Annotated in this window: 26 protein-coding genes; 10 read left to right on the top strand and 16 right to left on the bottom strand. The window is 72.5% G+C overall.

The genetic code is table 11. The features are described 5' to 3' along the window. Positions 1-165: 165 nt before the first annotated feature. Positions 166-1,200 carry a hypothetical protein gene (locus FLX08_RS04040; protein ID WP_142616811.1) on the bottom strand — a complete coding sequence of 345 codons (1,035 nt, stop codon included), beginning with the start codon at positions 1,198-1,200 and terminating at the stop codon, positions 166-168. A 129-nt stretch (positions 1,201-1,329) separates the two neighbouring features. Here FLX08_RS04040 and FLX08_RS04035 point away from each other — a divergent pair, with 129 nt between their 5' ends. Further along, positions 1,330-1,791, top strand: a complete 462-nt coding sequence (locus FLX08_RS04035; RefSeq protein WP_142616810.1) for an RDD family protein — start codon at positions 1,330-1,332, stop codon at positions 1,789-1,791. An 18-nt stretch (positions 1,792-1,809) separates the two neighbouring features. On the opposite strand, the gene FLX08_RS04030 is transcribed toward FLX08_RS04035, so the two are convergent. Both FLX08_RS04030 and FLX08_RS04025 read right to left on the bottom strand, forming a co-directional pair. Next, entirely contained in the window at positions 1,810-2,466 is a 657-nt protein-coding gene (locus FLX08_RS04030; protein WP_142616809.1) for a response regulator, read from the bottom strand. Positions 2,467-2,509: 43 nt separating this feature from the next. Then, positions 2,510-3,673 carry a HAMP domain-containing sensor histidine kinase gene (locus FLX08_RS04025; protein ID WP_341874307.1) on the bottom strand — a complete coding sequence of 388 codons (1,164 nt, stop codon included), beginning with the start codon at positions 3,671-3,673 and terminating at the stop codon, positions 2,510-2,512. A 316-nt stretch (positions 3,674-3,989) separates the two neighbouring features. Between FLX08_RS04025 and FLX08_RS04020 the strand changes: the two genes are divergently transcribed. The 3 genes from FLX08_RS04020 (at position 3,990) to FLX08_RS04010 (ending at position 6,275) form a co-directional block, all read left to right on the top strand. Next, positions 3,990-4,265, top strand: a complete 276-nt coding sequence (locus FLX08_RS04020) for a cation:proton antiporter regulatory subunit (RefSeq protein ID WP_142616808.1) — start codon at positions 3,990-3,992, stop codon at positions 4,263-4,265. Positions 4,266-4,309: 44 nt separating this feature from the next. Further along, complete coding sequence (locus tag FLX08_RS04015) at positions 4,310-4,768, top strand: CBS domain-containing protein (RefSeq protein ID WP_142616807.1); 459 nt, start codon at positions 4,310-4,312, stop codon at positions 4,766-4,768. A 220-nt stretch (positions 4,769-4,988) separates the two neighbouring features. Continuing rightward, entirely contained in the window at positions 4,989-6,275 is a 1,287-nt protein-coding gene (locus FLX08_RS04010) for an ArsB/NhaD family transporter (protein WP_142616806.1), read from the top strand. 60 nt (positions 6,276-6,335) lie between these two features. On the opposite strand, the gene FLX08_RS04005 is transcribed toward FLX08_RS04010, so the two are convergent. The 4 genes from FLX08_RS04005 to FLX08_RS03990 all read right to left on the bottom strand — a co-directional run bounded on the left by FLX08_RS04005 (position 6,336) and on the right by FLX08_RS03990 (position 10,092). Next, positions 6,336-7,133 carry a class I SAM-dependent methyltransferase gene (locus FLX08_RS04005; RefSeq protein ID WP_142616805.1) on the bottom strand — a complete coding sequence of 266 codons (798 nt, stop codon included), beginning with the start codon at positions 7,131-7,133 and terminating at the stop codon, positions 6,336-6,338. A gap of 5 nt (positions 7,134-7,138) precedes the next feature. Then, a complete protein-coding gene (locus FLX08_RS04000) occupies positions 7,139-7,810 on the bottom strand; it encodes a DUF4191 domain-containing protein (RefSeq protein WP_142616804.1) in 672 nt (223 codons plus the stop codon). Positions 7,811-7,839: 29 nt separating this feature from the next. Beyond that, positions 7,840-8,781 carry a lipoyl synthase gene (gene lipA, locus FLX08_RS03995; RefSeq protein WP_142616803.1) on the bottom strand — a complete coding sequence of 314 codons (942 nt, stop codon included), beginning with the start codon at positions 8,779-8,781 and terminating at the stop codon, positions 7,840-7,842. 135 nt (positions 8,782-8,916) lie between these two features. After that, the gene (locus tag FLX08_RS03990) at positions 8,917-10,092 is read right to left on the bottom strand and encodes a hypothetical protein (protein WP_142616802.1); all 1,176 of its coding nucleotides are present in this window, start codon (positions 10,090-10,092) and stop codon (positions 8,917-8,919) included. Between the two features lie 82 nt (positions 10,093-10,174). Here FLX08_RS03990 and FLX08_RS03985 point away from each other — a divergent pair, with 82 nt between their 5' ends. Together FLX08_RS03985 and FLX08_RS03980 are read left to right on the top strand one after the other, a co-directional pair. After that, a complete protein-coding gene (locus tag FLX08_RS03985; protein ID WP_142616801.1) occupies positions 10,175-10,828 on the top strand; it encodes a TetR/AcrR family transcriptional regulator in 654 nt (217 codons plus the stop codon). After that, entirely contained in the window at positions 10,825-11,124 is a 300-nt protein-coding gene (locus FLX08_RS03980; protein ID WP_244312376.1) for a DUF6204 family protein, read from the top strand. The genes FLX08_RS03985 and FLX08_RS03980 overlap by 4 nt, the downstream gene beginning before the upstream one ends. A 3-nt stretch (positions 11,125-11,127) precedes the next feature. Here the strand turns inward: FLX08_RS03980 and lipB are convergent, their stop codons facing one another. The 6 genes from lipB to FLX08_RS03950 all read right to left on the bottom strand — a co-directional run bounded on the left by lipB (position 11,128) and on the right by FLX08_RS03950 (position 18,179). Next, entirely contained in the window at positions 11,128-11,799 is a 672-nt protein-coding gene (gene lipB / locus FLX08_RS03975; protein ID WP_244312369.1) for a lipoyl(octanoyl) transferase LipB, read from the bottom strand. Positions 11,800-11,801: 2 nt separating this feature from the next. Further along, positions 11,802-12,542 (bottom strand): Type 1 glutamine amidotransferase-like domain-containing protein, encoded by a 741-nt coding sequence (locus FLX08_RS03970; protein WP_142616799.1) that lies wholly within the window; start codon positions 12,540-12,542, stop codon positions 11,802-11,804. Positions 12,543-12,575: 33 nt separating this feature from the next. After that, positions 12,576-13,466: a TIGR01777 family oxidoreductase gene (locus FLX08_RS03965; RefSeq protein WP_142616798.1), complete on the bottom strand. Its 891-nt coding sequence runs from the start codon at positions 13,464-13,466 to the stop codon at positions 12,576-12,578. Positions 13,467-13,574: 108 nt separating this feature from the next. Next, positions 13,575-15,041, bottom strand: a complete 1,467-nt coding sequence (gene sucB / locus FLX08_RS03960) for a 2-oxoglutarate dehydrogenase, E2 component, dihydrolipoamide succinyltransferase (protein WP_142616797.1) — start codon at positions 15,039-15,041, stop codon at positions 13,575-13,577. 33 nt (positions 15,042-15,074) lie between these two features. After that, positions 15,075-16,454, bottom strand: a complete 1,380-nt coding sequence (gene lpdA / locus FLX08_RS03955; protein ID WP_142616796.1) for a dihydrolipoyl dehydrogenase — start codon at positions 16,452-16,454, stop codon at positions 15,075-15,077. A gap of 153 nt (positions 16,455-16,607) precedes the next feature. Then, positions 16,608-18,179, bottom strand: coding sequence for a leucyl aminopeptidase (locus FLX08_RS03950; protein WP_142616795.1), 1,572 nt, complete (start codon positions 18,177-18,179; stop codon positions 16,608-16,610). An 85-nt stretch (positions 18,180-18,264) separates the two neighbouring features. Between FLX08_RS03950 and FLX08_RS03945 the strand changes: the two genes are divergently transcribed. From FLX08_RS03945 to FLX08_RS03935, 3 genes are all read left to right on the top strand, one after another. Beyond that, positions 18,265-18,624, top strand: a complete 360-nt coding sequence (locus FLX08_RS03945) for a GntR family transcriptional regulator (RefSeq protein WP_142616794.1) — start codon at positions 18,265-18,267, stop codon at positions 18,622-18,624. Beyond that, complete coding sequence (locus FLX08_RS03940) at positions 18,621-19,628, top strand: DUF1648 domain-containing protein (RefSeq protein ID WP_142616793.1); 1,008 nt, start codon at positions 18,621-18,623, stop codon at positions 19,626-19,628. Before FLX08_RS03945 ends, FLX08_RS03940 begins: the two co-directional genes overlap by 4 nt. A 69-nt stretch (positions 19,629-19,697) precedes the next feature. After that, positions 19,698-20,723, top strand: a complete 1,026-nt coding sequence (locus FLX08_RS03935; protein ID WP_341874306.1) for a CPBP family intramembrane glutamic endopeptidase — start codon at positions 19,698-19,700, stop codon at positions 20,721-20,723. An 18-nt stretch (positions 20,724-20,741) separates the two neighbouring features. Here the strand turns inward: FLX08_RS03935 and FLX08_RS03930 are convergent, their stop codons facing one another. Then, complete coding sequence (locus tag FLX08_RS03930) at positions 20,742-21,692, bottom strand: adenosylcobinamide-GDP ribazoletransferase (RefSeq protein ID WP_142616791.1); 951 nt, start codon at positions 21,690-21,692, stop codon at positions 20,742-20,744. Positions 21,693-21,710: 18 nt separating this feature from the next. Further along, positions 21,711-22,757 carry a bifunctional adenosylcobinamide kinase/adenosylcobinamide-phosphate guanylyltransferase gene (locus tag FLX08_RS03925; protein WP_142616790.1) on the bottom strand — a complete coding sequence of 349 codons (1,047 nt, stop codon included), beginning with the start codon at positions 22,755-22,757 and terminating at the stop codon, positions 21,711-21,713. Positions 22,758-22,934: 177 nt separating this feature from the next. Here FLX08_RS03925 and FLX08_RS03920 point away from each other — a divergent pair, with 177 nt between their 5' ends. Beyond that, a complete protein-coding gene (locus FLX08_RS03920) occupies positions 22,935-23,141 on the top strand; it encodes a hypothetical protein (RefSeq protein WP_079313380.1) in 207 nt (68 codons plus the stop codon). Positions 23,142-23,219: 78 nt separating this feature from the next. Here the strand turns inward: FLX08_RS03920 and FLX08_RS03915 are convergent, their stop codons facing one another. Then, positions 23,220-24,218 (bottom strand): aldo/keto reductase family protein, encoded by a 999-nt coding sequence (locus tag FLX08_RS03915; RefSeq protein WP_142616789.1) that lies wholly within the window; start codon positions 24,216-24,218, stop codon positions 23,220-23,222. Between the last annotated feature and the right edge of the window lie 30 nt (positions 24,219-24,248).

Below are 24,248 nucleotides of genomic sequence, written 5' to 3'. Positions count from 1 at the left end.
GAACCTCCCAGGGGCATGGGCTAGCAACCCGAAAATAGGCCGATGCCGTTTCCGCCCCATGTCTCGATTGTTTCGCGCGTGTTAAGGGAATGCGCTGCCCGGGAGGCCGCGGCGATAACGTCGGCCCGCCGTTCCCCGGGTTCCATCGTACGACCTTTCCGCAGGTCAGGTGCCCAACGCGGCCGGGCAGCGCGGCTTGCCGGAAACGCCGGGCACGCGGTCGTAGGGGTCGACGGGCTCGCCCGAGGGCCGTGCTCCCTGCGGATCACCGGGGAATCTCGGACGGATGAATCCATCGTCCAGTGCGCAATTCACGCCAAAGAGGGCGGATCCGTCCGTGTTCCACCAGACGACGAGCTTCCCGTCCTCGCGGTAGGCGGAGAATTCGCTTCTGTGATGTTCGACGACCCTCGTCACGATCAGGGGCGCGCCGGGACGGCTGACCGGGTGGACGAACAGATAGTCCGTCTTGATTTCGACGCCTCCGCCGGCCCTTTCGGAGATCGTCGCCTCGCCGGAGACCTTCACGACGTTCCCGACCGGCTCGGCGGCGTCCGGCGCGAGACTGAACAGCCATGATCGGGTGCCGGAAGGGCCCTTGTCGTCCAGGTGGCGGAGGAACGCCTCGCGCTGCCGGGGATGCAGCAGGCCGATGAGCTCCTCCGGGCGCCCGCCCCGTACGGTCGCCGGGTCGAGGTGCGCGGCCGACAGCAGTCGCCGTACGCGCCGCAGGGCCTGGCCGACCTCCTGCTCGGTGAGCCCGCCGAGCGCGCGTGCCGCGGGCATGACCAGCCCCTGCTCGCCGTCGGCGTAGTCGACGGCAGGAGTGCCGGCGAACGGGGCGTCGGACGGCGCCGGGACGGGGCCGTGGTCGAACAGGCCCTCCTCGCCGTCGGGAAGCGGCGTCAGCACGGGCCCGGGCCGGGCGACCACCGGACCGGAGATCATCAGTTCCTCGCCGCCGGCGGCCGGGCGGACGATGCCGAGCCGCTCCAGGACGTCCGGCCGCAGGACGACGATGAGCCCCACGAGCACGACCAGGCCCGCGATCACCAGCAGCGCGGCCGGGCGGCGCCGTCGTTCCGGCGGAAACACGTCCGTCTCGGCCGCCGCGGTCATCCGCCGGATCTCGTCCTCGTCGAACTGCGCGACCAGCGCCTCGAAGCGCGCGTCGATGTCATCGGGGTCCGCCGGTCGCACGGTTCCCTCCAAGCGCTGAGGTCGGAAACGATTCACGATACCGGCATTTAATGGGAAAAGCCCGCCCATGATGGACGGCTTCGCGCCCGGACACCGGACCGGCGCCGGTCCCCTATACGCTGGGAAACCATGAGTGACCGGCAGCCGCGTTGGACGCAGACCTGGATGGACGGCCCGCGGGCCGCCGGGGCGAACCTGGGCTATCCGGGGGAGCGCCTCGGCCTGCCCGAGCAGGGCCCCGGGGCGGTCGCGGGGTGGGGACGCAGGATCGGCGCCGTCGCCGTCGACTGGCTGCTGTGCACCTGGGCCATCGCCGGAGGCCTGCTGCGTGTCCAGGGCAACGACGTCGGCGTGGTCGGCCTCGGCGTCTTCGCCGCGGAGTACGTCCTGCTGGTCAGCACGATCGGCATGACGCTGGGGATGCGGCTGTTCGGCATCCGCGTGGCCCGGCTCGACGGCGGACGGCCGCAATTCCCCGGCGTGCTGGTGCGCACGCTGCTGCTGTGCCTCGCCGTGCCCGCGCTCATCTGGGACCGCGACCGGCGCGGCCTGCACGACCGCGCGAGCGGCACGGTCGTGGTCAACCTCTGACGTCGCGGGAGGCCGCGGTCAGGGTTCGACGAGGCCGGCGCGGATGGCGTAACGGGTCAGTTCGAGCCGGTCGCGCATGCCGAGCTTCTGCAGGATGTTCGCGCGGTGCCGGTCAACGGTCTTCACGCTGATGAAGAGCGTCTCCGCGATCTCCTTGGCCGAGTTGCCCTCGGCGATCAGCTTGACGATCTCCTCCTCCCGGGGCGTCAGGATGCTGTCCGGCACGCGCTCGCCCTGCCGGGCGCGCCGCAGGTAGTCGCGGATGAGGGCGGTGACCGCGCCCGGATAGAGGAAGGGCTCCCCTCGCATCGCCGCCCGGCACGCCTCCAGAAGGTCCTGGTCGGCGACCGACTTGAGCACGTAGCCCGAGGCGCCGGCCTTGAGCGCCTCGAAGAAATACTGCTCGTTGTCGTACATCGACAGGATCAGGATCCGGACGTGGGGCGCCTGCCGTGAGATCTCGCGCGCCGCCTGGATCCCCGTCATGCGGGGCATCGCGATGTCGAGGATGGCGAGGTCGATCTCCTCGGATCGGGCGGCCTCGACCGCCTCGGCGCCGTCGGCGGCTTCGGCGACCACCACGAGATCGGGCTCCGCGTCGAGGATCAGCCGCAGTCCGCGCCGGACCAGCGCGTGGTCGTCGGCCAGCAGGATGCGGGTCTTGGCGCTCTCCACCGATCAGCTCTCCTTCACCGGGTGAACCGCGTGATCCTCGCCATCAGCCTGAACCGGGTGAACCGTCTGAACCGCCTGATCCGCGAGAACTGTCGTGATCCCCCAGAACCGGGGGAACCCCCTGAACCGCGTGCGGGGGGACGACCAGACGCACGTCCGTGCCGCCGCCGGGCGGGGAGCCGACGGTCAGCCGGGCGCCGATGAGAAGGGCGCGCTCGCGCATGCCGCGGATCCCGGCGCCTTCCTTGTCGACGCCCCCGCGCCCGTCGTCGGCGATGCGCAGCGTGAGCCGTCCCTGCTCCTGCCTGAGCGACAGCTCCACGTGGCGGGCGCGGGAGTGCCTGGCGACGTTCGTCAGCCCCTCCTGCGCGATCCGATAGAGGACGAGTTCGACCTCGCCGCTGAGCGGGGGCAGGCCGGGGTCGATCTCACGCGTGATCGCGATCCCGCTCGCCTGCGCGAAATCGCTGCCCAGCGCGCTCAGCGCACTGTGCAGCCCGAGGTCCTCCAAGACCCCGGGCCGCAGCCGTCTGGCGACCCGCCGCACCTCGTCCAGGCTGGCTCGGACCGTCTCCTGGACGGATCTCAGCTCCTCCCGGAGCTCCTCGGGCGCCCGGTCGGCGACGCGCTTGAGCGACAGCAGCGCCACCGTGAGGCTCTGGCCGATCTCGTCGTGCAGCTCGCGCGCGATCCGCTGCCGTTCCCCCTCCTGCGCGGCCAGCGCGTGCGCGCTGCTGGCGCTGCGCTCGGCTTCGAGCCGGTCGAGCATCTCGTTGAACGTGCCGATCAGCTGGGCGAGATCGCCGTTGCCGCTGTCGGTGAGCCGGTCGCCCGCCCTCAGCAGGTCGACCCGCCGCATGAGCGTCGTGAGCGCGTCCAGCGGGGCGAGGCTCTTGCGGATCAGCAGCGCGTTGGCCGTGATGATCAGGGCCAGCCCCACGATCAGGACCGGTATCTCGGTGAGCAGGACCGGTGAGGACACCGTGGCGGGGGAGAGCGCGAGCACGAACGTCCCGGCGGTGAAGACCAGCCCGTTGATCGCGAACAGCCGCCAGAACAGGGCGCGGGCAGGGTGCCGCGGCCGCGACCGGGTCGCCGCCGCTCCGCCGCTCCCCGCGTGGCTCCCTGTGCCGGTCCCCGTGTCGCTCCCCGGGCCGGAGCGGGGGTCGATGCGCGGCTCGATGCTCGGCTCGGTGCGCTCGTTCACGGCTCACAGCCTGCTCGTACGCGTGCGCCGGTGTCCATGCGGGCTGCCCCCCATCGTGCGGCCTTCCTACATGTCATACCTCTCCCGATATGGGTGACGCACCCGATGGTGGTCGCCCGCGCCGTCTCGAAGACTGGTGCCGACGGGCGGAGAGGGAGACGCGACGCCGCCGGCAGGCCGAGTGTCCGGGCACCGCACGTCCGGGCACCGCGGGGGCGGTCGCGGCCCGGCACCGGTCGAGCGGCCCGTGCGGGCGAGAGAGGGTCCCGACCCCGGCCCCGTGGTGAGGATCCGCCACCGATGGGAGGTAGCCGAGATGGACGTGACCCGCGCCACCCTGCCCGGCGTCGCGACCGTGGTGCACCAGTGCGTCACCCGCGACGGACAGCGCTTCGGCGTGCTCGTGGACAAGGCCGGCGGCCGGAGGCTTCTCCTCTACGGCTCCGGGGAGCCCGACACGCCGTTCCAGGTGATCACCCTGGACCAGCGCGAGGCCGACCAGCTCGCCGACATCCTGCACAGCAGGCCGGTCCTCGATCGGCTCGCCCATCTGGAACGCCGCTTCGCCGAGTTCGTGGAGGCGGCCCGATGACCACGCCCGGAACCGTCCGCCTCTCCGATCGATGTGATGGCCTGATGCAAGCACGCGATGTCGTTGTGAACCTGCCGACGGTGACCGTCCACGACCCTGTCGCCCGGGCCGTACGGATCATGGTGCTGAACCGGATGCCCGGGTTGATCGTGGTGGACGGCAGGGGACGGCCGGGATGGGTGCTTCCCGGCACGCAGGTCCTGCGTCTCACGGTGCCCGGGGCCTATCAGGAGGACCCGGCGCTCGCCCGGGCGATCGACGAGGCCCACGCCGACCGCTTCTGGCAGGAGCTGGACGGCATCACGGTGGGCGAGTGCCTGCCGCCCCAGCCGCCCAGGCCGGTCACGGTGCCCCTCGACGCGACCCTGCTCGAAGTGGCCGCCCTCATGACGCGGATGCGCAGCCCCATCACCGCGGTCGTCGACTCCGACGGCACCCTGGCCGGCGCGATCACCCTGGAGCGGCTGCTCACCAGCCTGGCGCTCGTGCCACCGGCTGAGTGATCTCCCCAGTGCCGGCGGCGGGCCGCCCCGCGCCCTTTCCGGTCGCAGACTCACCGTCTCGCGTCCGTACGCGTCGCGCCGTGCGGCGTTTCCACGATCCGGAGGTTCCGATCATTCACCGCTTCGCCATGCCGTCGTCGTCACGGCGCCCGCCTGCCGGGACACCGTGCCGGAACCCCGTCCGCCGTGCGCTCACCGCCGGGCCACCGGGGCGCCGCACGTGAGCGCGGCCGTCTCCTTCGCGATCTTCGTGGTGGCCTTCGCCTTCATCGCGGCGGAGAAGGTGCACAAGGTCAAGGTGGTCCTCGTCGCCGCCGGAGCGATGGCCGTCCTCGGGCTCATCCCCGGCGACGAGGTGTTCTTCTCCGAAACAGCCGGAATCGACTGGAACGTCATCTTCCTGTTGTTCGGCATGATGATCATCGTCGGCGTCGTCAAGCACACGGGAGTCTTCGACTACCTCGCCATCTGGGCGGCCAAGAAGTCCAGGGGCCGGCCCTACCGGCTGATGGTCATGCTGATGATCATCACCGCGATCGCCTCGCCGTTCCTGGACAACGTCACCACGATCATGCTGGTCGCACCGGTCACCGTGGTCGTCTGCAACCGGCTCGGCATCCCGGCTCAGCCCTACCTCATCGCCGAGGTCCTCGCGTCCAACATCGGCGGCGCGGCGACGCTCATCGGCGACCCGCCCAACATCATCATCGGCAGCCGCGCCGGGCTGACGTTCAACGACTTCCTGGTCCACATGGCGCCGATCGTGGTCGTCGTCTTCGTCGTGTTCGTGCTGCTCACCCGGGTGCTGTTCCGCAAGTCGTTCCGCTACGCGCCGGAACGGGTGGCCGCGGTGATGGCGCTGCAGGAACGGCGGGCGATCACCGACCCGCGCCTGCTCACGCGATGCATGATCGTGCTCGGCGGGGTCGTCGCCGCGTTCTGCCTGCACCCCGTGCTGCACGTGGAGCCGTCGATCGTCGCCCTGGTGGGCGCCGGGGTGATGCTCCTGGTGTCCCGCGCCGACGTGTCCGACGTCCTGCGCGAGGTCGAGTGGGGCACCCTGGTCTTCTTCATGGGCCTGTTCGTCCTGGTCGCCGGCCTGGTGAACACGGGCGTCATCGCCACGATGGGCGGCTGGGCCGTCGGCGCGCTCGGCGGCGACCACTTCCTGTCGGCCACGGCGCTGCTCTTCGGTTCGGGCGTGCTCGGCGCGTTCTTCGACAACATCCCCTACGTCGCCACGATGGTGCCCGTCGTCGAGGAGATGGTCGCCCAGACGCCGGACGCGAAGACCGGGCAGGCGCTGTGGTGGTCCTTCGCGCTGGGGGCCGACTTCAGCGGCAACGGCACCGCGGTGGCCGCGAGCGCGAACGTCGTGGCCGTCGGCATCGCCGCCAGGACCGGCCATCGCATCGGCTTCTGGCAGTTCACCCGCTATGGCATCTTCGTCACCGCGCTGAGCATCACGATGGCCTGGGTGTACGTCTGGCTGCGCTACTTCGTCTGACGCGCGCGAGCGACGAGCGGGCGGCCGGAGCGGGGAACGCGAGCCGCCCCTCGCCGGGTGCTACGACGCGGCCCTGACGCACCGGAAGATCGCCGTGCCGGGGAGCAGCCGGCCGCGCAGCGGGCTCCAGCCGCCCCACGTGCGGTCGTGATCCGGCGGCCACTCCGGCTCGGTCAGGCCGGTCAGGACGAGACCGGAGGCGGCGATCAACCCCACCCAGTCGCCCATCGTCCGGTGGTGCTCCACGTATGACGGCTCGCCGTCCTCGCCGAACTCGACGTACGGCGAGCGGTCGAAGTAGGGCCGGTCGGCGGTCAGGCCGCGCGGGCCGGGATCGTCGGGGAAGGCCCACCGCACGGGGTGGCTGACGGAGAACACGAACCGGCCGCCCGGCCGCAGCACCCGGCGCACCTCGGCGAGCACCGCCCCGGCGTCCGCCACGAACGGCAGCGCACCGTAGGCCGAGCACGCGAGGTCGAACGACTCGTCCGCGAACGGCAGCGTCTCGGCGTCGGCCTGGACGACGGGCAGGGTCACCCCGGCGGACATGTCGATCCGCCGGGAGTGCTGCAACTGCCGGTAGGACAGGTCGACGGCGGCGACCGTCGCGCCCTGTCCCAGCAGCCACCGGCCACACTGGCCGGCGCCGCACCCGATCTCCAGGACCCGGCGCCCGGCGACGCCGCCGAGCAGCCGGGCGTCGGCCTCGTCCAGGCCCTCGGGGCACCACACGAAGCCGTCGTCGCGCAGGAACCCGCCGTGCTCGGTCTGGTAGTCGTCGGCCGCGCCGTCCCACCAGTCGCGGTTGGCCCGGGAGGTCTGCGACCGGGAGACCGGCCGCCTTCCCACGAAGTCCAACGTCGTCAGCGCATCTTGGGGCCGCGCGGCATCCGGGTGCCCTTGGGGATGGGGCCCTTCGGCATCGGGATGGCCGGGGTAAGGGCGCGCATCCGGTTGTTGACCTCGGACACCGCGCCCTTCTTCAGGTTGCGCGGCAGCTTCATCATGTGCCGCTGGAGCTTGGCCAGGGGGATCTGACCCTCCGCGTCACCGCACTGGATGTCGTACACCGGAACGTCGACCGCGACGCGCTGCACACGCTTCTTCTCCGCGACGAGCATGCGCTGCACCCGGTTGGGCGGGCCCTCGGAGACCAGGATGACCCCGGGGTATCCGACGACCCGGAAGACGAGGTCCTGGTCGCGGTTGACCGCGACCGGCTTCTCCTCGACATACCAGGTGCCGCGCAGGCTCTGCAGGATCGCGTACGTCGCCCCCGGCTGCCCGTGGAGCATCGAGTATTGCGCCTTCTGCGCCAGCCGGCTGAAGACGATCATCCCCACCAGTACCGCGGCGAAGACGCCGAACACGATCCACGTCCAGCCGAAGATCACGCCGATGACGACGAACAGGACGAACGTGCCCAGAGCCGACGCGTAGACGATCGGCATGCCCTTGGGGTTCGCCTGCTGAATGATCTGTGCGACCATCCGGAGCTGCTTGAGGCGCCCCGGAGACGCTGCGTCTTTCGCCATGGTCTGAAGGATACAAACGTCGAGCTGACTTAATGAAAACGAGACTCGCCCACGCGGGCGGCGATCGCCTGCTGGTACAGGCGTCCGGCCCGGTAGGACGAGCGCACCAGCGGCCCGGACATGACGCCGGCGAAGCCGATCTCCTCGGCCTCCTGCTGGAGCTCCACGAACTCCTCGGGCTTGACCCAGCGGTCCACCGGGTGGTGGCGCGGGGTGGGGCGCAGATACTGCGTGATGGTCACCAGGTCGCACCCGGCCTCGTGCAGGTCGCGCAGCGCCTGGGTGATCTCCTCGCGCTCCTCGCCCATGCCGAGGATGAGGTTCGACTTGGTGACCAGCCCCGCCTCGCGGGCCAGGCCGATGACCCGCAGCGAGCGCTCGTAGCGGAAGGCGGGCCGGATCCGCTTGAAGATCCGCGGGACGGTCTCGATGTTGTGCGCGAAGACCTCGGGCCTGCTGGAGAAGACCTCCTCCAGCTGGTCGCGGTCGCCGTTGAAGTCCGGCACCAGGAGCTCGACGCCGCAACCGGGCACCGTCTCGTGGATCTGCCGGGCGGTCTCCGCGTACAGCCAGGAGCCGCCGTCGGGCAGGTCGTCGCGGGCGACACCGGTCACCGTGGCGTAGCGCAGGCCCATCTGGCGCACCGACTCGGCGACGCGGCGCGGCTCGTCCCGGTCATACTCGGCCGGCTTGCCGGTGTCGATCTGGCAGAAGTCGCAGCGCCGGGTGCACTGGTCGCCGCCGATGAGGAAGGTGGCCTCGCGGTCCTCCCAGCATTCGGAGATGTTGGGACAGCCCGCTTCCTGGCACACCGTGTGCAGCCCCGCGCCCTTCACCAACGACTTGATCTCGTTGAAGTTGGGGCCGTTGTGCAGCCGCGTCTTGATCCACGGCGGCTTCTTCTCGATGGGGGTCTGGCTGTTGCGCACCTCCAGGCGGAGGAGCTTTCGGCCTTCAGGAGCGACGGTCATGCGACTTCCTTCGCAGCACTCCGCGGTAGCGGGCCGCGGGCCCGGGGTCCGAGCGGGAGCACGCGGCCCTGCGCCGTACGCGGGCCTGCGTGCCTGTCGGAACGCTCGTTCACGAACCCAGCTTATTACCTGCGTTCAGGTGATCCGGGACAGCTCCCTGATCGTGCGGGCGAGGTGACGGGACAGCTCGGCGTCGATCCGGTCGGACTCGCCCGAGCCGATGCCCGCCGTGCCCTCCTCGACGCCGGCGGATTCGAGGAGCAGGGCCCGCAGCGCCGCCGGCGGCTCCGCCTGCCAGGGGGACTGTCCGGCGAGGGAGTCCTCCCGGCGCGCGGCCACCAGGGCCGTGCCGGGGTCCCTGGAGAGCACGGCGCGGCGGATCTCCTCGGCCGTCTCCCCGCGCCTGGCCGCGGCCATCACGGGGGTGAGGCGGCTTTCCGCCATGAGCAGCGCGTCGGCATACTCGACGACGGCCCGCGAGGAGACGGCACGGGCCGCGACCTGGTCGGCGAAGTAGACGGCGTGCTGCGACCGGGCGGAGACGAGCCGGCGCAGCGCGAGCTCGGCGAGGAACAGCGGCCACGCCAGGATCCAGCCGGTGACCTTGCCGATCGCCTGGGACGCCATCCTGCCTCCCTTGACGGCGCTGTTGGCCTCCAGCAGGGGGTCGCCGTAGTCGCGGTAGCCCTCCACCCGCATGCCCGTCAGGGCGCGCCGCCACTCTCCCACGGTGGCGAGCGCCGACGGGACGAGCAGGCCGCGGCGGGGGTCGCCGCTGACGTCGCGCGCGAGCTCCGCCGCGAGCATGCCGGCGCGCTCGCGCGGTGTCAGGGCGAGCAGCAGCGGAAGGCCGACGAGCAGCACGGGCCGCCGCCGCAGCCCCGGCCGCAGGTAGGCGCATCGATAGAGACGGTCGTGCACATAGACCGCGGCGGGTGGCGCCGCCCCGACGGCGCCCGCGATCCGGCCGGCCGCCTCGAACAGGGCCGGTGCCTCGGCTCCGGTGACCTCTTCGGCGCCGTCCGGGAGCCGGATCGTCCGGGGTCTGGTCCAGATCGCGATGGCGATGGGAACGCTGCCGCACAGCCAGCCGATCACGTTCCCTCGCCAGCCGGTGACGATGAACACGCCGGCGGCCAGGAAGGCGGCGGTCACCGCGTGGACGACGGCCGACAGGGCGAGAGCGGCCAGTTTGGCGGCCGTGTGGCCGGGCCGGTCCAGTCGCCGGCCCCGCAGCCGCAGGAACCGCCTCCTGGTGTCGCGGGGGAGCGGATCGGTACGGACCTCTTCGGGGGGTGAGGAGAGGTTCATGCCGCGAGTATGTCCGAGGCCGTCTCATTAGGCGAGACACAAAAAACTGCAATGCATTGCAAGTTTGCAGTAGAGTCCAGCAATGGCCGAGGGACTGCGGGAGCGGAAGAAGCGGCGGACCCGGCAGCGCATCGCCGAGGTGGCGGTCGGGCTGTTCGTGGAGCGCGGCTTCGACAACGTCACGATGGCCGAGGTCGCGCAGGCCGCCGAGGTGTCGGTGAACACCGTCTACAACTACTTCCAGGCAAAGGAGGACCTCGTCCTCCCGCCGGAGGAGGCGTCGCCGCGGAGGCTGGCCGACATCGTGCGGGAGCGGCCGCCGGGGCAGTCCGCGGTTGGCGCGGTGCTGGAGCGCCTGCGCCGGGAGATCCGCGGACGCGAACGCTCGGTCGGGCTGAGCGCGGGATTCGGGCGCGTGCTGGAGATGATGCGGGCCGCCCCCACGCTGACCGCCCGCCTGGAGGACCTCGGCCGCCGGATGACCGACGAGCTGGCGGCCGAGCTGGCCGAGGAGACCGGCGCGGACGCCGGTGATCCGCTGCCGCGCCTGGTCGCCTGGCACATCGGCTGCCTCCACTCGCTGGTGTACGCCGAGATCGGGCGGCGTACGACGGCGGGGGAGAGCCCGGACGCCATCGCGGCGGCGGTGCTGGAGCTGCTCGACGTCGCGGAGAGCGTCTTGGGCGAGCGCGTCCGCGCCTATGCCGTACGAGAGGGATCACCGTGTTCAGAGTGACGATCAGAGGGAAGTTCGCCGGGCTCGACGACGCCGGGCGGGCGGCGGTGACGGCGGCGGTGACGGCGGCGGGCGGCGTGGGCTACACCGAGGGCGGCACGTTCACCCACGACGCGAGCGTGTCCGCCTTCACCTTCCGCTGCCAGGTGCCCGCCGGGCCGGACGACGGCGAGGACGAGGCCGCGCTGGGGGCGATGGCCGCGCTGGACGCGCACGGGCACCCGTACGAGATCCTGCACCTCGCGGTGACCGACATGCGGCAGATCAAGATCCGCCGGAAGGGCCGCGGCGCGTAGGCGTCAGGCGAGGTCCTCCTCGTACAGGTCGTACGGCTCCTCGCCCAGGGCCTCGGCGAGGCGCTTGCCGGCGAACGGGATGACCTCGTCGACCATGATCCGCCGGCCGGTCTCGGCCGCCAGCGAGGTGACCCCGGCGTCGTCGCCGGCGATGCGGGTGTACCAGCTCAGGTCGTTGACGCAGTTGAGCGCGAAGCCGTGCATGGTGACCCCGCCGGACACGCGGATGCCGATCGTGCCGATCCTGCGGTCGGGCAGCCCGTGCGCGGGGTCGCCGGGCACCCACACCCCGCCGGCGCCCTCCACCCGGCGCGCCGTCAGCCCGAAGTCGGCGCAAACCTGGATCAGGACCTCCTCCAGCAGGCGGATGTAGGAGGTCACGTCGCCGATGCGGATGATGGGGTAGCAGACGAGCTGCCCCGGACCGTGCCAGGTGATCTTCCCGCCCCGGTCGACGTCGATGACCGGGGTGCCGTCGACCGGCCGCTCGTGCGGCAGCGTCCGCTTGCCCGCCGTGTAGACGGGGGCGTGCTCCAGCATGAGGCAGAGGTCGGAGATCTCGTCGGCCGCCCGCCGGGCGTGCAGCCGCCGCTGCAGGGTCCACGCCTGCTCGTACGGTACGTCGACGCCGAGGCGGACGATGGCCACGCCCTTCACGTTCCCATCGCCCTTCACGTTCACAGCGTAGAGGTCAGCAGCCGGGGCTCGATACGCAGCTCCTTCACTGCGGACCCGTCCCGCTCGATCCGGTAGGCGTACCCCTGGGGGTCGGTGGTCACGGCCTGGATGAACTCGGTGCCCACGTAGTGCAGTGCCACGCCCTCGTCGGCGGCGTACCCCTCGGGCAGCTCGCCCGACGCGACCGACTCGTGCAGCAGCGCCCGCCGCTGGGGGTCGGAGTTGTAGTGGACGCCGCACGAGTAGGGCAGCAGGCCCAGGCCCTCGGCCCAGGGACGCAGCGCCGGCCCGAACGAGTCGGTGTTGCCGCCGACGTGCCAGCACAGCGCGCCGGCGCTCTGCCCGGACAGCACGATGCCCGCCCGCCAGGCCTCGGCGAACGCCTCGTCCAGGCCGTGCAGCCGCCACAGCGCGGCGAGGTTGGCGACGCTGCCGCCGCTCACGTAGATCGCGTCCTGCTCCAGAATCCACTCGCGGGGGTCCTCGACGTTCGGCATGGGGAAGACCGTCAGGTGGCTCACCTCGACGTCCCAGCGGGCGAACGCGCCGTACATCTTGAGCAGCCAGTCGGCGTCGTCGCCGGTGGCGGTGGCGAGCAGGCCGAGCTTGGGGCGGTCCTGACCGGTCAGGTCGAGGACGTAACGCAGCAGGGCGGTCGGCTCGATGAACCCGTATCGCTCCGTCTGCCGGAACGATCCGCCTCCGATGGCGACGATGTGCGACTGCCCGATGCGGCTCATGCCCACACTCCTGTTCCCGGATCGAGTGACTCTTCAGAGTACGGCGGCGAGCGCCTCGCCGACGGTGGGATGGGCGAACCGGTGACCCGCGTCGAGCAGCCGCCGGGGGAGCACCCGCGGGCCCGCGAGCAGTGCCTCCTCCGCGAACTCCCCGAGCGCCAGGCGCAGCGCGAAGCGCGGGGCCGGCAGCGGCATCGTCGGGCGCCGCACCGCCTCGGCGAGCGCGGCCGTGTATTCGGCGTTGGTCACCGGCTCGGGAGCCGTGAGGTTCACCGGCCCCGCGAGCTCGTGCGCGAGCAGGAAACGGACCGCGTCGACCCAGTCGGGCAGCGAGATCCACGAGACGTACTGCCTGCCGCTGCCGAGCACGGCGCCCGCGCCCATCTTGAAGATCGGCAGCAGCCGGGCGAGCGCGCCGCCCCGGCCGCTGAGCACCATTCCGCTGCGCAGCAGCGTCACTCGCACGCCCGCCTCTTCGGCGGGCGCGGTGGCGGCCTCCCAGGCGCGCGCGAGATCGGCGAGGAAGCCCGTGCCGGCCGGCGCTGACTCGTCCACGGCACGATCCCCGGTGTCGCCGTAGAAGCCGATCGCGGAGGAGGACAGCAGCACCCGCGGCCCGCGCTCGGCGCGGGCCATCGCGGCGGCGAGGATGTGCGTGCCGCTGACGCGGCTGTTCACCAGCTCCCGCTTGTACGCCTCGGTCCACCGGCGCTCGCCGATGCCGGCGCCGGCCAGGTGGACGACCGCGTCCGCGCCTTCAAGCGCCGCGGGGTCGAGCACGTCGCCCTCCGGGTCCCAGAAGCACTCGTCGGGCCCGGCGGGTGCGCGTCGTACGAGACGGCGCACCTCGTGTCCCTCGGCGCGCAGCGCGCTCACCAGGGCCGTTCCGAGCAGCCCCGAGGAGCCTGTCACCACTGTCGTCATCGTCTCCACGCACAGATCATTACCCGGAAACGAACGGGGCCGCCCCGCCGAGCGCGGGACGGCCCTGTGGTGTCCGGGAGTGCGGCTCGCGCCGCCCCCGGCGTACGGCTACGCCAGGCCGAGCTGGGCCTCGAAGCGGCCCTCCTCGAGACGGTGCTTGATCGTCGTGAGGAAGCGGGCCGCGTCGGCGCCGTCGACCAGGCGGTGGTCGTAGCTGAGCGCGAGGTACACCATCGAGCGGACCGCGATGACCTCGCCCTCCGGGGTGTCGACGACGACCGGGCGCTTGACGACCGCGCCGGTGCCCAGCATGCCGACCTGCGGCTGGTTGAGGATCGGCGTGTCGAACAGCGCGCCCCGGCTGCCGGTGTTGGTCAGCGTGAACGTGCCGCCGGTCAGCTCGTCGGGGCTCACCTTGTTGGTGCGGGTGCGCTCGGCCAGGTCGGCGATCTTCCGGGCGAGCCCGGCGATGTTGAGGTCGCCGGCGTTCTTGATCACCGGGACGATCAGGCCGCGCTCGGTGTCGGTCGCGAAGGCCAGGTGCTCGGCGTCGAAGTAGGTGACCTCGTTGGTCTCACTGTTGATCGTCGCGTTCAGCTTCGGGTGCTGCTTGAGCGCCTCGACCGTGGCCATCGCGAAGAACGGCATGAACGACAGCTTCACGCCCTCGCGCCGCAGGAACTCGTCCTTGGCCCGGTCGCGCAGGCGGGCGATGCGGGTGACGTCGACCTCGACCACGGTGGTGAGCTGGGCCGAGACCTGCAGCGACTCCACCATGCGCTTGGCGATGGTCTGACGCAGGCGCGACATCTTCTCCGTACGGCCGCGCAGCGTGGTGTCCACCCGCACCTCCGAGGCGGCGGGCGCGGCGGCGGCCGGGGCGGCGGGCGCCTGGGCGGGCGCCGCCTGCGGGGCCGGAGCGGCGGTGGCCTGCTCGCGCTGGACGCGGGCGGCCTCGATCACGTCCTGCTTGCGGATCCGGCCGCCGACACCGGTGCCGGTCAGCGAGTCGAGGTCGACGCCGTGCTCGGCGGCGAGCTTGCGGACCAGCGGCGTGACGTACGGGCCCTCACCGGACGAGGGCAGCGGGGTCGGCTCGCTCGGCTGCGCGGCCGGGGCGGGCGGCTGCGGGGCCGGGGCCTGCGGGGCCGGGGCGGGCGCCGGGGGCGCCTGCTGCGGCGTCACCACGGCGGGCGCGGGCTGCGGGATCGACGAGATCGGCGCGGCCGGAGCGGGCTCGGGCGCCGCCGCCTGCGCGGGGGCCGGAGCGGGTTCCGGCTCGGGCTGCGGAGCGGGAGCCGGAGCCGCCGGCTCGGCGGCGGCCGGAGCGGCGCCCGCCTCGGAGTCGATCAGGGCGAGCTCGGCGCCGACCTCGACCGTCTCGTCCTCACCGACGATGATCTTGGTCAGGTAGCCGGCGGACGGCGACGGGATCTCGGTGTCGACCTTGTCGGTCGACACCTCGAGGAGCGGCTCGTCGGCCTCGACGCGGTCGCCTTCCTTCTTCAGCCAACGGGTGACGGTGCCCTCGGTAACGCTCTCGCCGAGCTGGGGCATGGTTACGGAGACCGGCATGGTGTGTCTTCTCTCGCGTTCGCTAGGAGGGCTTCAGTTGTGGACGTGCAGCGGCTTGCCGGCCAGGGCCAGCATGGCCTCGCCGAGAGCCTCGGACTGGGTCGGGTGCGGGTGGATGAGCTGGGCGACGTCGACGGGCGTGGCCTCCCAGTTGAAGATCAGCTGGGCTTCCGCGATCAGCTCGCCCACCCGGCTGCCGACCATGTGCACGCCGAGCACCCGGCCGTCGCGCTCGGCGACGACCTTGACCTCGCCCTGGGTCTGCAGGATCTTGCTCCTGCCGTTGCCGGCGAGGTTGTAGCTCAGCTCGACGACGTCGTGACCGCGCTCGCGGGCGACCGACGTGGCGATGCCCACCGACGCGACCTCGGGCTCGGAGTAGGTGATGCGCGGCACGCCGTCGTAGTCGATCGGCACCGGGTTGAGCCCGGCGATGTGCTCGGCGACCAGGATGCCCTCGGCGAAGCCGACGTGGGCGAGCTGCAGCGTGGGGATCAGGTCGCCCACGGCGTACACGCCCGGCACGCTGGTCTGGCAGAACTCGTTGACCAGCACGTAGCCGCGCTCCATCGCGACGCCGTTCTCCTCGTAGCCGAGGCCGGCCGAGACCGGGCCGCGGCCGACGGCGACGAGCATGATCTCGGCGTCGAGGGTCTTGCCGTTCTCCAGGGAGACGACGACCCCGGTGTCGGTGGTCTTGACGCTCTCGAACCGGGCGCCCAGCTCGTACTTGATGCCGCGGCGGCGGAAGGCGCGCTCCAGCAGCTTGGAGCTGGACTCGTCCTCCAGCGGCAGCAGGTGCGGCAGCGCCTCGACGATGGTGACCTCGGCGCCGAACGAGCGCCACACACTGGCGAACTCGACGCCGATGACGCCGCCGCCCAGGATGACGACCGAGGACGGGACGCGGTCGAGGACCAGCGCGTGGTCGCTGCTGATCACCTTCTCGCCGTCGATGTCGAGGCCGGGCAGCGACTTGGGCACCGAGCCGGTCGCCAGCACGACGTTGCGGCCCTCGTAGACCTGGTCGCCGACCACGACGCGGCCGGGGCCGGCCAGGCGGCCCTCGCCCTCGACCACGGTGATCTTCTTGCTCTTGATGAGCCCGGCGAGGCCCTTGTAGAGGCCCCCGATCACCTTGTCCTTGTACGCGTGGACGCCGGGGACGTCGATGCCCTCCAGCCGGGTGCGGACGCCGAACGACTCGCCCTCGCGAGCCTGGTCGGCGAGCTCGGCCGCGTGCAGCAGCGCCTTGGTGGGGATGCAGCCGCGGTGCAGGCACGTGCCCCCGACCTTGTCCTTCTCGATGAGGACGACGTTCATGCCGAGCTCGGCCGCCCGCAGGGCACAGGCGTATCCACCGCTACCGCCACCTAGGACGACGATGTCGTAGGGGCCGCTGCCATCAGCCACTGGAATGCTCCTTGGTCGTATTCGCACCGCCGGGTGGACCCGGCAGCATCTTTTCACTTGTCCTGGAAGATCGTGGCCCCGGCCCTGGCCCGCGCGGGCACGCCGCGGCGGGGCCGGCTTCCTTCTTCCGGCAGCCCACGGGCTCTTTCTCGTTTAAACAGCCTGCGCGGACGTGCCGTTCCCCGCGTAGCGCTCGGCGACGGCGACGAGCGTGCGGGTCAGCGCGCCGGTGCCGCCCTTGGGCGTGTAGCCGTGCGGCTCGCCCTTGTTGAACGCCGGCCCGGCCATGTCCACGTGCGCCCAGCGGACGCCCGCGGGGACGAACTCCCGCAGGAAGATGCCCGCGGCGAGCATGCTGCCCCACCGCTCGGGCTGGAGGTTGGCGATGTCGGCGACCGCGGAGTCGAGCCCCTTGCGCAGCTCGGCGGGCAGCGGCATGCCCCAGGCGGCCTCGCCCTGTTCGCCGGCGATGCGGACGATCTCCTCGCGGAGGTCGTCGTCGTTGGACATCACGCCGGCCGTACGCCACCCGAGCGCCACGATCTGGGCGCCGGTCAGGGTGGCGACGTCGATGATCACGTCGGGCTCGTCCTCGGCGGCGCGGGCGATGCCGTCGATCAGCACCAGGCGGCCCTCGGCGTCGGTGTCGAGCACCTCGACGGTCTTGCCGCTGTAGGTGTGCAGGACGTCGGAGGGGCGCTGGGCGCTGCCCGAGGGCATGTTCTCCGCGAGGCAGAGGTAGCCGACCGCGTTGACGGGCAGGCCCAGCCGTGCGATCGCGAGGAGCGCACCGAACACCGCTCCCGCTCCGCCCATGTCCGACTTCATCCAGTCCATGGACGCGGAGGGCTTGAGCGACAGGCCGCCGGAGTCGAAGGTGATGCCCTTGCCGACGAACGCGACCTTCCGGGTGGCCTCGGGGTGGCTATAGGCGACGCGGACCAGGCGGGGCGGGTTGATCGAGCCCTGGCCGACGCCGATGATGCCGCCGTAGCCGTCCTCCTTGAGCCTGACCTCGTCGAGCACCTCGACCGACAGGCCGGCCTCGCCGCCGGTCTCCTGGGCGATCTCGGCGAAGCGCGCGGGCCACAGGTCGGACGGCGGCGTGTTCACCAGGTCGCGGACGAGCGTGACCGAGCCGGCGAGCGTCGTCGCGTGCGCGACGGCCTCCTCGGCCCCGGCCGCGCCGGACAGCACGGTCAGCTCGCCGACGGGCGGCTTGAGGTCGCCGTTGGTGCGGTAGCGCGTGAAGTCGTAGGCGCCGAGCAGGCCGCCCAGCGCCACGGCCTCGGCCTCGGCGGCCGTACGGGCGGGCAGGGCGAGCGCGGCGGACGCCGTGCCTGCGAGCGAGCGGACGGCCGCCCCGGCCGCCCGGCGCAGGGTTTCCAGGTCGTAGCCGCCCTCGGCGCCGTCCTGCGGCGCGTCGCCGAGGCCCACGGCGACGGCGACGGGCGCGGGCAGCGCCCCGAGAGTGGGGATCTTGACGACCTCTTCGGCCTTGCCGCTGAATCCCATTGTGGTGAGGATCTCGGCGAGTCGTCCGTCCAGGGCCTGATCGAGGCCTTCGCCTCCGGGAGCCGGGCGTGGACCCTCCGGGGTCGTGTGGACGCCGATTATGAGAGCACTGGTCTCGATGGAGACCGCGTCAGATGCGTTTATGCGCACTGTGGTCACGTGAGCCGATGCTAGCTGGGCTGACTCGGCTACGCATAAACGAGGGTTCATCCTACCTATCGGTAATCCCGATGGTGCCAATGAAAGTAGCACCATCTAGGCCTTTCCGGCTTATGGTGCTAATGTCACTAGCACTATGTTGCTCACGCTCGATCTCAACGATCCGCGGCCCCTGCACGAGCAGGTGGCCGCCGCCATACGGCGCGCGATCGGAGCCGGGGACATCGCCCCCGGCGATCGGCTCCCGCCGGCCCGCGATCTCGCCCACGCGCTGGGCGTCAACGCGAACACCGTGCTGCGCTCGCTGCGCGACCTGCGCGACGAGGGCCTGCTGGAGTTCCGCCGTGGGCGCGGCGTGTCCGTGCTGCGGCGGCCGGACGGCCGCGCGGCGCTGCGGACGCGTGCGCGCGACCTGCTCGACGAGGCCGCCCGGTATGGCCTCACCCCCGATGACGTCGTTGCCCTGGTCAGGGACGTCGGCAAGGAAATGGCATGACAGACACGCAGGACATCTCCACGACCGGCTTCCGCACCCGATTCCTCCTGGCCGGCGGGGCCTGGTTCATCCTGGTGGCCGCCGTGCTCGTGGCGGTGCCACTGGTGTTCTCCGATCGCCTGCCGGACCCGGTGGCCACCCATTGGGGTCCGTCCGGCGCGCCCGACGGCTCCGCTCCGGCCGTCTTCCTCACGGCCGTCCCCCTGGCGCTCTGGGTGGTGCTCGCGGTGTCGTTCCTCGCCTTCGGGCGGCGGCGCCTCGTCGCCTCGCGAGCCGGCCGGGCCGGGATCGTCGCCGGTCTCGCCTGGACCGGGATCTTCCTGATCGGGGTGCAGGCCGTGTCGATCGCCGCCAACCTCGGCAGGTCCCGCTGGCAGGAGGCGGCTCCGATCACCTGGCAGGCGATTCTCGTCGTCGCCGTGGCCGTCGCGTGCGCCATGCTCGCGGGGTGGGCGGCGCGCCGTGGGCCGGACGAGCCGCCGCCGCCCGCGCCGGACGCGGCCGTCCCCGGCCTCGCACTGGGGCGGCGGGTGGTGTGGCTGTCGTCGGCGTCGGCCCCGCTGCTCCTTGTGCTCTCCGGCGCCGCGCTGGCCGCGTCCGTCGCGTTCGCCGTGCTCCGGCTCATGGGCCTGTCCGACCGCACCTGGCACACGGCCGCCGTGCTGGCCGTCGTCGGCCTCGCCGGGTTCGCGCTCTCGACCGTCTCGGTCAGGGTGAGCTCCGAGGGCATGCGGGTGGCGTTCGGCCCGCTGCGGTGGCCCGCGCGGCGGGTGCCGCTCGACCGGATCGACCGCGCCTGGGTGGAGGAGCGCTATCCGTCCCAGGTGGGCGGATGGGGCTACCGCGGCCTCCCCGGACGGGCCACGATCATGGTCCGCGGCGGCGCGTGCCTGGTCGTGCGCTACACCTCCGGCGGGCAGCTCGCCATCAGCGTGGACGACGCCGAGCGCGGCGCCGCCCTGCTCAACGCGCTCGTCGCCCACCGCGGCACCCGATCGCCCTGACCCGCGTGCCCGAGCGCCGCGCGCATCCTCGTCCGAACCCCCTCCGAGCTCTGGTGAAAGGTGATGCCCGTGATCCGGCGCCACTCCGACGTCTGGCTCTTCCTCCTCGTCGCGTTCGGGGCCTCGTGGCTGATCGCGCTGCCTCTGTGGACGGGCCCCTTCAGCCCGGGCGCCTTCCAGCTCGTCGGCATGGTGATGATGTTCACGCCGTCCCTGGGCGTGCTGGCCGTGTGGCTCATCCGGCGGCGCGGCACGCCGTTCAAGGAATGGGCGCGGGCGACCGGCCTCACGCTCGGGCCCGACCGGAGCACGACGGCCCCGCTCCTGGTGGCGGCGCTGCTCGGCGTGCCGGTGCTCGTGGCCGTCGCCCTCCTCGCCAGCGCCGCCGTCGGCGCCGTGAGCCTCGACGTCGCCGGGCTGAGCCTCTACCGCGAGCAGCTGGGCGCGGCCCTCGACAAGGTGCCGCTGGACCCGCAGGTCATGTACGCCCTGCAGATCGTGCAGGCCGTGCTGATCGCCCCCTTCATCAACGCGATCCCCGCGTTCGGAGAGGAGTGGGGCTGGCGGGGCTGGCTGCTGCCGCGCCTGCTCGGCGACCCGGCGGTCGCCCCCGTGCATCAGGTCGGATCTGTGCCCGCGGCCGGATCCGTCCCCGCGGTCGCGCAGGTGCCGGGCGGCTCGTCCGCGGGCATGACCGGCCCGGGGGAGCGGCGGCCCGCCCCGGTGTGGCCCGCCCCGGTGTGGCCGGCGCTGGTGCTGTCGGGGGTGATCTGGGGCCTCTGGCACGCCCCCCTCACGCTCAAGGGCTACAACTACCCGGCGCTCGGCGCCTGGGCGGCGGTGCTGTTCATCGGCTTCTGCGTCATCTTCGGCGCACTGCTCGGCTGGCTGCGGCTGCGCTCGCGCAGCGTGTGGCCCGCGGTCATCGCGCACGGCTCGATCAACGCCGTGGCGGGCCAGGCGCTGCTCCTCGGCGACGCGGACGCCCCGCCGAACGCGGCGCTCGCCGGGATCACCGGGATCGTCGGCTGGGTGCTGCTCGCGGCCGTCGTCCTCGCCGTCTATCGGCTGCGCCCCGTCGCCGTGCCGCGCTGACCGGCGCGTCCGCGGCTCTCACAGCAGCAGGGCGGCGACCAGCAGCGTGACGGTCGTGGCCGTCTCCACCAGGGCGCCGAGCACGTCGCCGGTGACGCCGCCCAGCCGGCGTACGGCCCGGCGGCGCAGCAGCGCGGCCGCCCCCAGCCCGGCGGCCATCGCGAGCAGCAGCCCGGCCGCCGTGATCAGGTATGGATCGTCCGACAGGCGGTGCAGCAGCCCGCCGGGCCGCAGGTCCGTGCCGGCGAAGTGCTCGTAGATGATTCCGGGGGGCGGGGTGGAATAGCTGGTGTAGCCGAAGGCGGCCGTCGAATCGAACGGCCGGCAATACTCCAGCAGCGACGGGCCGGAGGCCGCCACGAGGGCGAGCACCACCACGACGGCCGCCGTCGCGGCGGTGGCCCCGATCGCGGCGCCCCGCCGTACGGTGCCGGCGACGAGCGCGCCGAGGCCGGTGGGCCGGGCGGCGGGCACGCCGTCGCGGCAGGCCCAGGTGACGGCCAGCCTGCCGGTCGCCGTGGCCGCCACGAGCGCGACCCAGGCGGCCGTGTCGTCCCGCGCCAGCACGGCCACCTGAACGAGCAGGGTGATCACGAGGGTGACCACGCCGAACGGGCCGATGTCGGAGCGCTTCATCACGTCGAGCGCGCCGTCGGCCGGCTTGCCGCTGCCGAGACCGTCGGCCAGGTCCGCGAGGCCGTCCAGGTGCAGGGCCCGGGTCAGCCACGCCAGCATGCCCACGGCGAGGACGGCGCCGAGCACCTGCGAGCCCGACAGCCCCCCGGCGACCACGAGCACCACGGTGGCGGCCAGGCCGAGCAGCAGGCCGACGAACGGCGCGAGCGACATCGCGCGTCCCGCGACGGCGCGGTCGACCTCCACCGGGCGTACGGGGAGGACGGTGAGGGTCCCGACCGCGAGCCGCCAGGCCGCGCCGGGGCCGCGTACGGGGGAGGATTCGCCGGGCACGAGGGCAGATCGTAGTTGTCAGAGGGGCAGCGGGACGACCCGGCCGGAGACCACCAGGGCCACGTCCTCGGACTCGCGGGCGAGAGCCTGGTTGAGGCGGCCGAGCGCGTCGCGGAACAGCCGTCCCGCCGGGGTGGCCGGGATCACCCCGAGGCCCACCTCGTCGCTCACCGCCACCACCCGGGCGCGGGTGCCGCGCCAGGCGGCCGTCAGCGCGTCGCACCGCTCCGCCACCCGGTCGAGGGCGGCGCGGTGGCCGGTCGAGGCCGTGCCGTCCGGCCAGGCGGCGCACTCGTCGAACACGGCGGCGAGCCAGGTGCCGATCCCGTCGACGAGCAGCGTCCGCGGACCGCAGGACAGGACGGACACGAGGTCGGTCGTCTCGATCGTCTGCCAGTGCGCCGGGCGCCGTTCACGGTGGGCGCGCACGCGGGCGAGCCAGGCCGGGTCGTCACCGCCCGAGGGGCCGGTGGCGACATAGGTCACCTCGGGTTCGGCGGCCAGGCGGAGCTCGGCCTCCTCGGACTTGCCCGACCGCGACCCGCCCAGCAGCAGCGTCCGCCGGGGCCGCACCCACGGGGGCGCCTCCGCGCTCGCGGTGTGCACGACGGTCCCGTCGGGGACGGCCGCCGCGCCCCAGAAACCGAGCCGGCGGGCCAGCTCGCTCTCCGCGGGGACGCGGTGGTCGAGATGCACCGCGATGATCCGCGTCGCGGGCGTGACGCGTCCGCGGCGGCGCAGGTCGCCCAGCCGTTCCGGACGGTCGGGCAGGTCCATGAGCACCACGTCGAAGGGCGCGTCCGCGTCCCGGCGGGGTGAGCCGGTCGCGGGTCCCGCGGCGTACAGCAGGCGGCCGCCGTCGGGCCCGGTGACCTCGCGCCCGTCGGCCGTCTCGCGGATCACGTACCCGGCGGCCGGGCGGGCCTCCGCCAGCCGTACGCGGCCGTCGAGAACGATCGAGGACGGACGCCGGTGGCCGGGGGCGAGCCGGCCGCAGGACGCGCAGGGACAGCCGGGGACGGGCCAGCCCTCCGGGCCGCCGGTTCCCTCCAGGCGGACCTCCATGCCGCTGCCTTTCCGCGTCCGTGTCGCCGGGCGGCCCCGAGCCGGCGGAGGTTGGACGCAGGTAAGAGAGGATGCCGGGAAGAGAGGATAGGGTCCGGCTGCACGGTCTTTGTGCCGCACCGGCCCCGGCGTGAAGTCCCGGCGCGGGGCGGCGAGGAACCGAAGGAGCGGGTGCGCATGATTTGGCGGTGGCGTTACGAGGACGCGAACGGCGGCGAGGTCACGGACCGGCCGCTGCCCCGGGAGATCTTCTCCAGCCAGTCGGACGCGGAGTCGTGGCTGGGGGAGAGCTGGCGCGAGCTGCTCGAGGCCGGTGTCGAGCAGGTCACGCTGATGGAGGACGAGCGGGTCGAATACTCGGGGATGTCCCTGCGCGCCGAGTGAGCCGCGCGGGGGCCGGGACCACGACGAGCGTGGCCCGACCCCCGCGGCGACTGCCGATCCGGCAGGACCGCGACGGCGTCAGGGACGCGCCGACGGGCTGATGGTCTTGGCCGGGTCGCGCTCCACGACCGGGCCGAGCACGTCGTCGATCTTCTTGAGCACCTCGGCGTCGAGCTTCACACCCGCGGCCTTGACGTTGTCGCGCACCTGCTCGGGCTTGGTGGCCCCGATGATGGCCGACGACACGTTGGGGTTCTGCAGCACCCACGCCACGGCGAGCTGGGCCATCGAGAGCCCGAGGTCGGCCGCGATGGGCTTGAGGTCCTGCACCCGGCGCAGCAGCTCGTCGTCCATCAGCCGGCCGATGAAGCCCGAGCCGGACGCGTCGGTGGCGCGGGAGCCGGCCGGCGGCGGCTGGCCGGGCAGGTACTTGCCGGTCAGCACGCCCTGGGCGATCGGCGACCAGACGATCTGGCCCAGGCCCTCCTTCTCGCACAGCGGCACGACCTCGGCCTCGATGACCCGCCAGAGCATCGAGTATTGCGGCTGGTTGGACACCAGGCGGTCGAAGCCCATCTCGTCGGCGATCTTCAAGGCCCGGGCGATCTGGTCGGCCGTCCACTCGCTGACCCCGACGTAGAGCACCTTGCCCTGCCGTACGAGGTCGTCGAAGGCCCGCAGGGTCTCCTCCAGCGGCGTCTCGACGTCGAAGCGATGCGCCTGGTAGAGGTCGACGTAGTCGGTCTGCAGCCGGCGGAGCGACCCGTTGATCGACTCCATGATGTGCTTGCGGGACAGGCCCCGGTCGTTCTTGCCCTCGCCGGTCGGCCAGTAGACCTTGGTGAAGATCTCCAGCGACTCGCGGCGGATGCCCTTCAGCGCCCGGCCGAGGACCTCCTCGGCCCTGGTCCCGGCGTAGACGTCGGCGGTGTCGAAGGTCGTGATGCCCTCGTCGAGAGCCGCGCGGACGCACTCGACGGCGGCGTCCTCCTCCACCTGCGACCCATGGGTGATCCAGTTGCCGTAGCTGATCTCGCTGACCACGAGGCCGCTGCGGCCAAGATGACGATATTCCATGGTCCGACCTTAGATCACGACACCGCGTCA

This window comes from Microbispora hainanensis, assembly GCF_006874475.1.
Classification (GTDB): Bacteria; Actinomycetota; Actinomycetes; order Streptosporangiales; family Streptosporangiaceae; genus Microbispora; species Microbispora hainanensis.
Note: the sequence above shows the minus strand (reverse complement) of the source record. Positions and strands in the feature narration are given on the sequence as shown.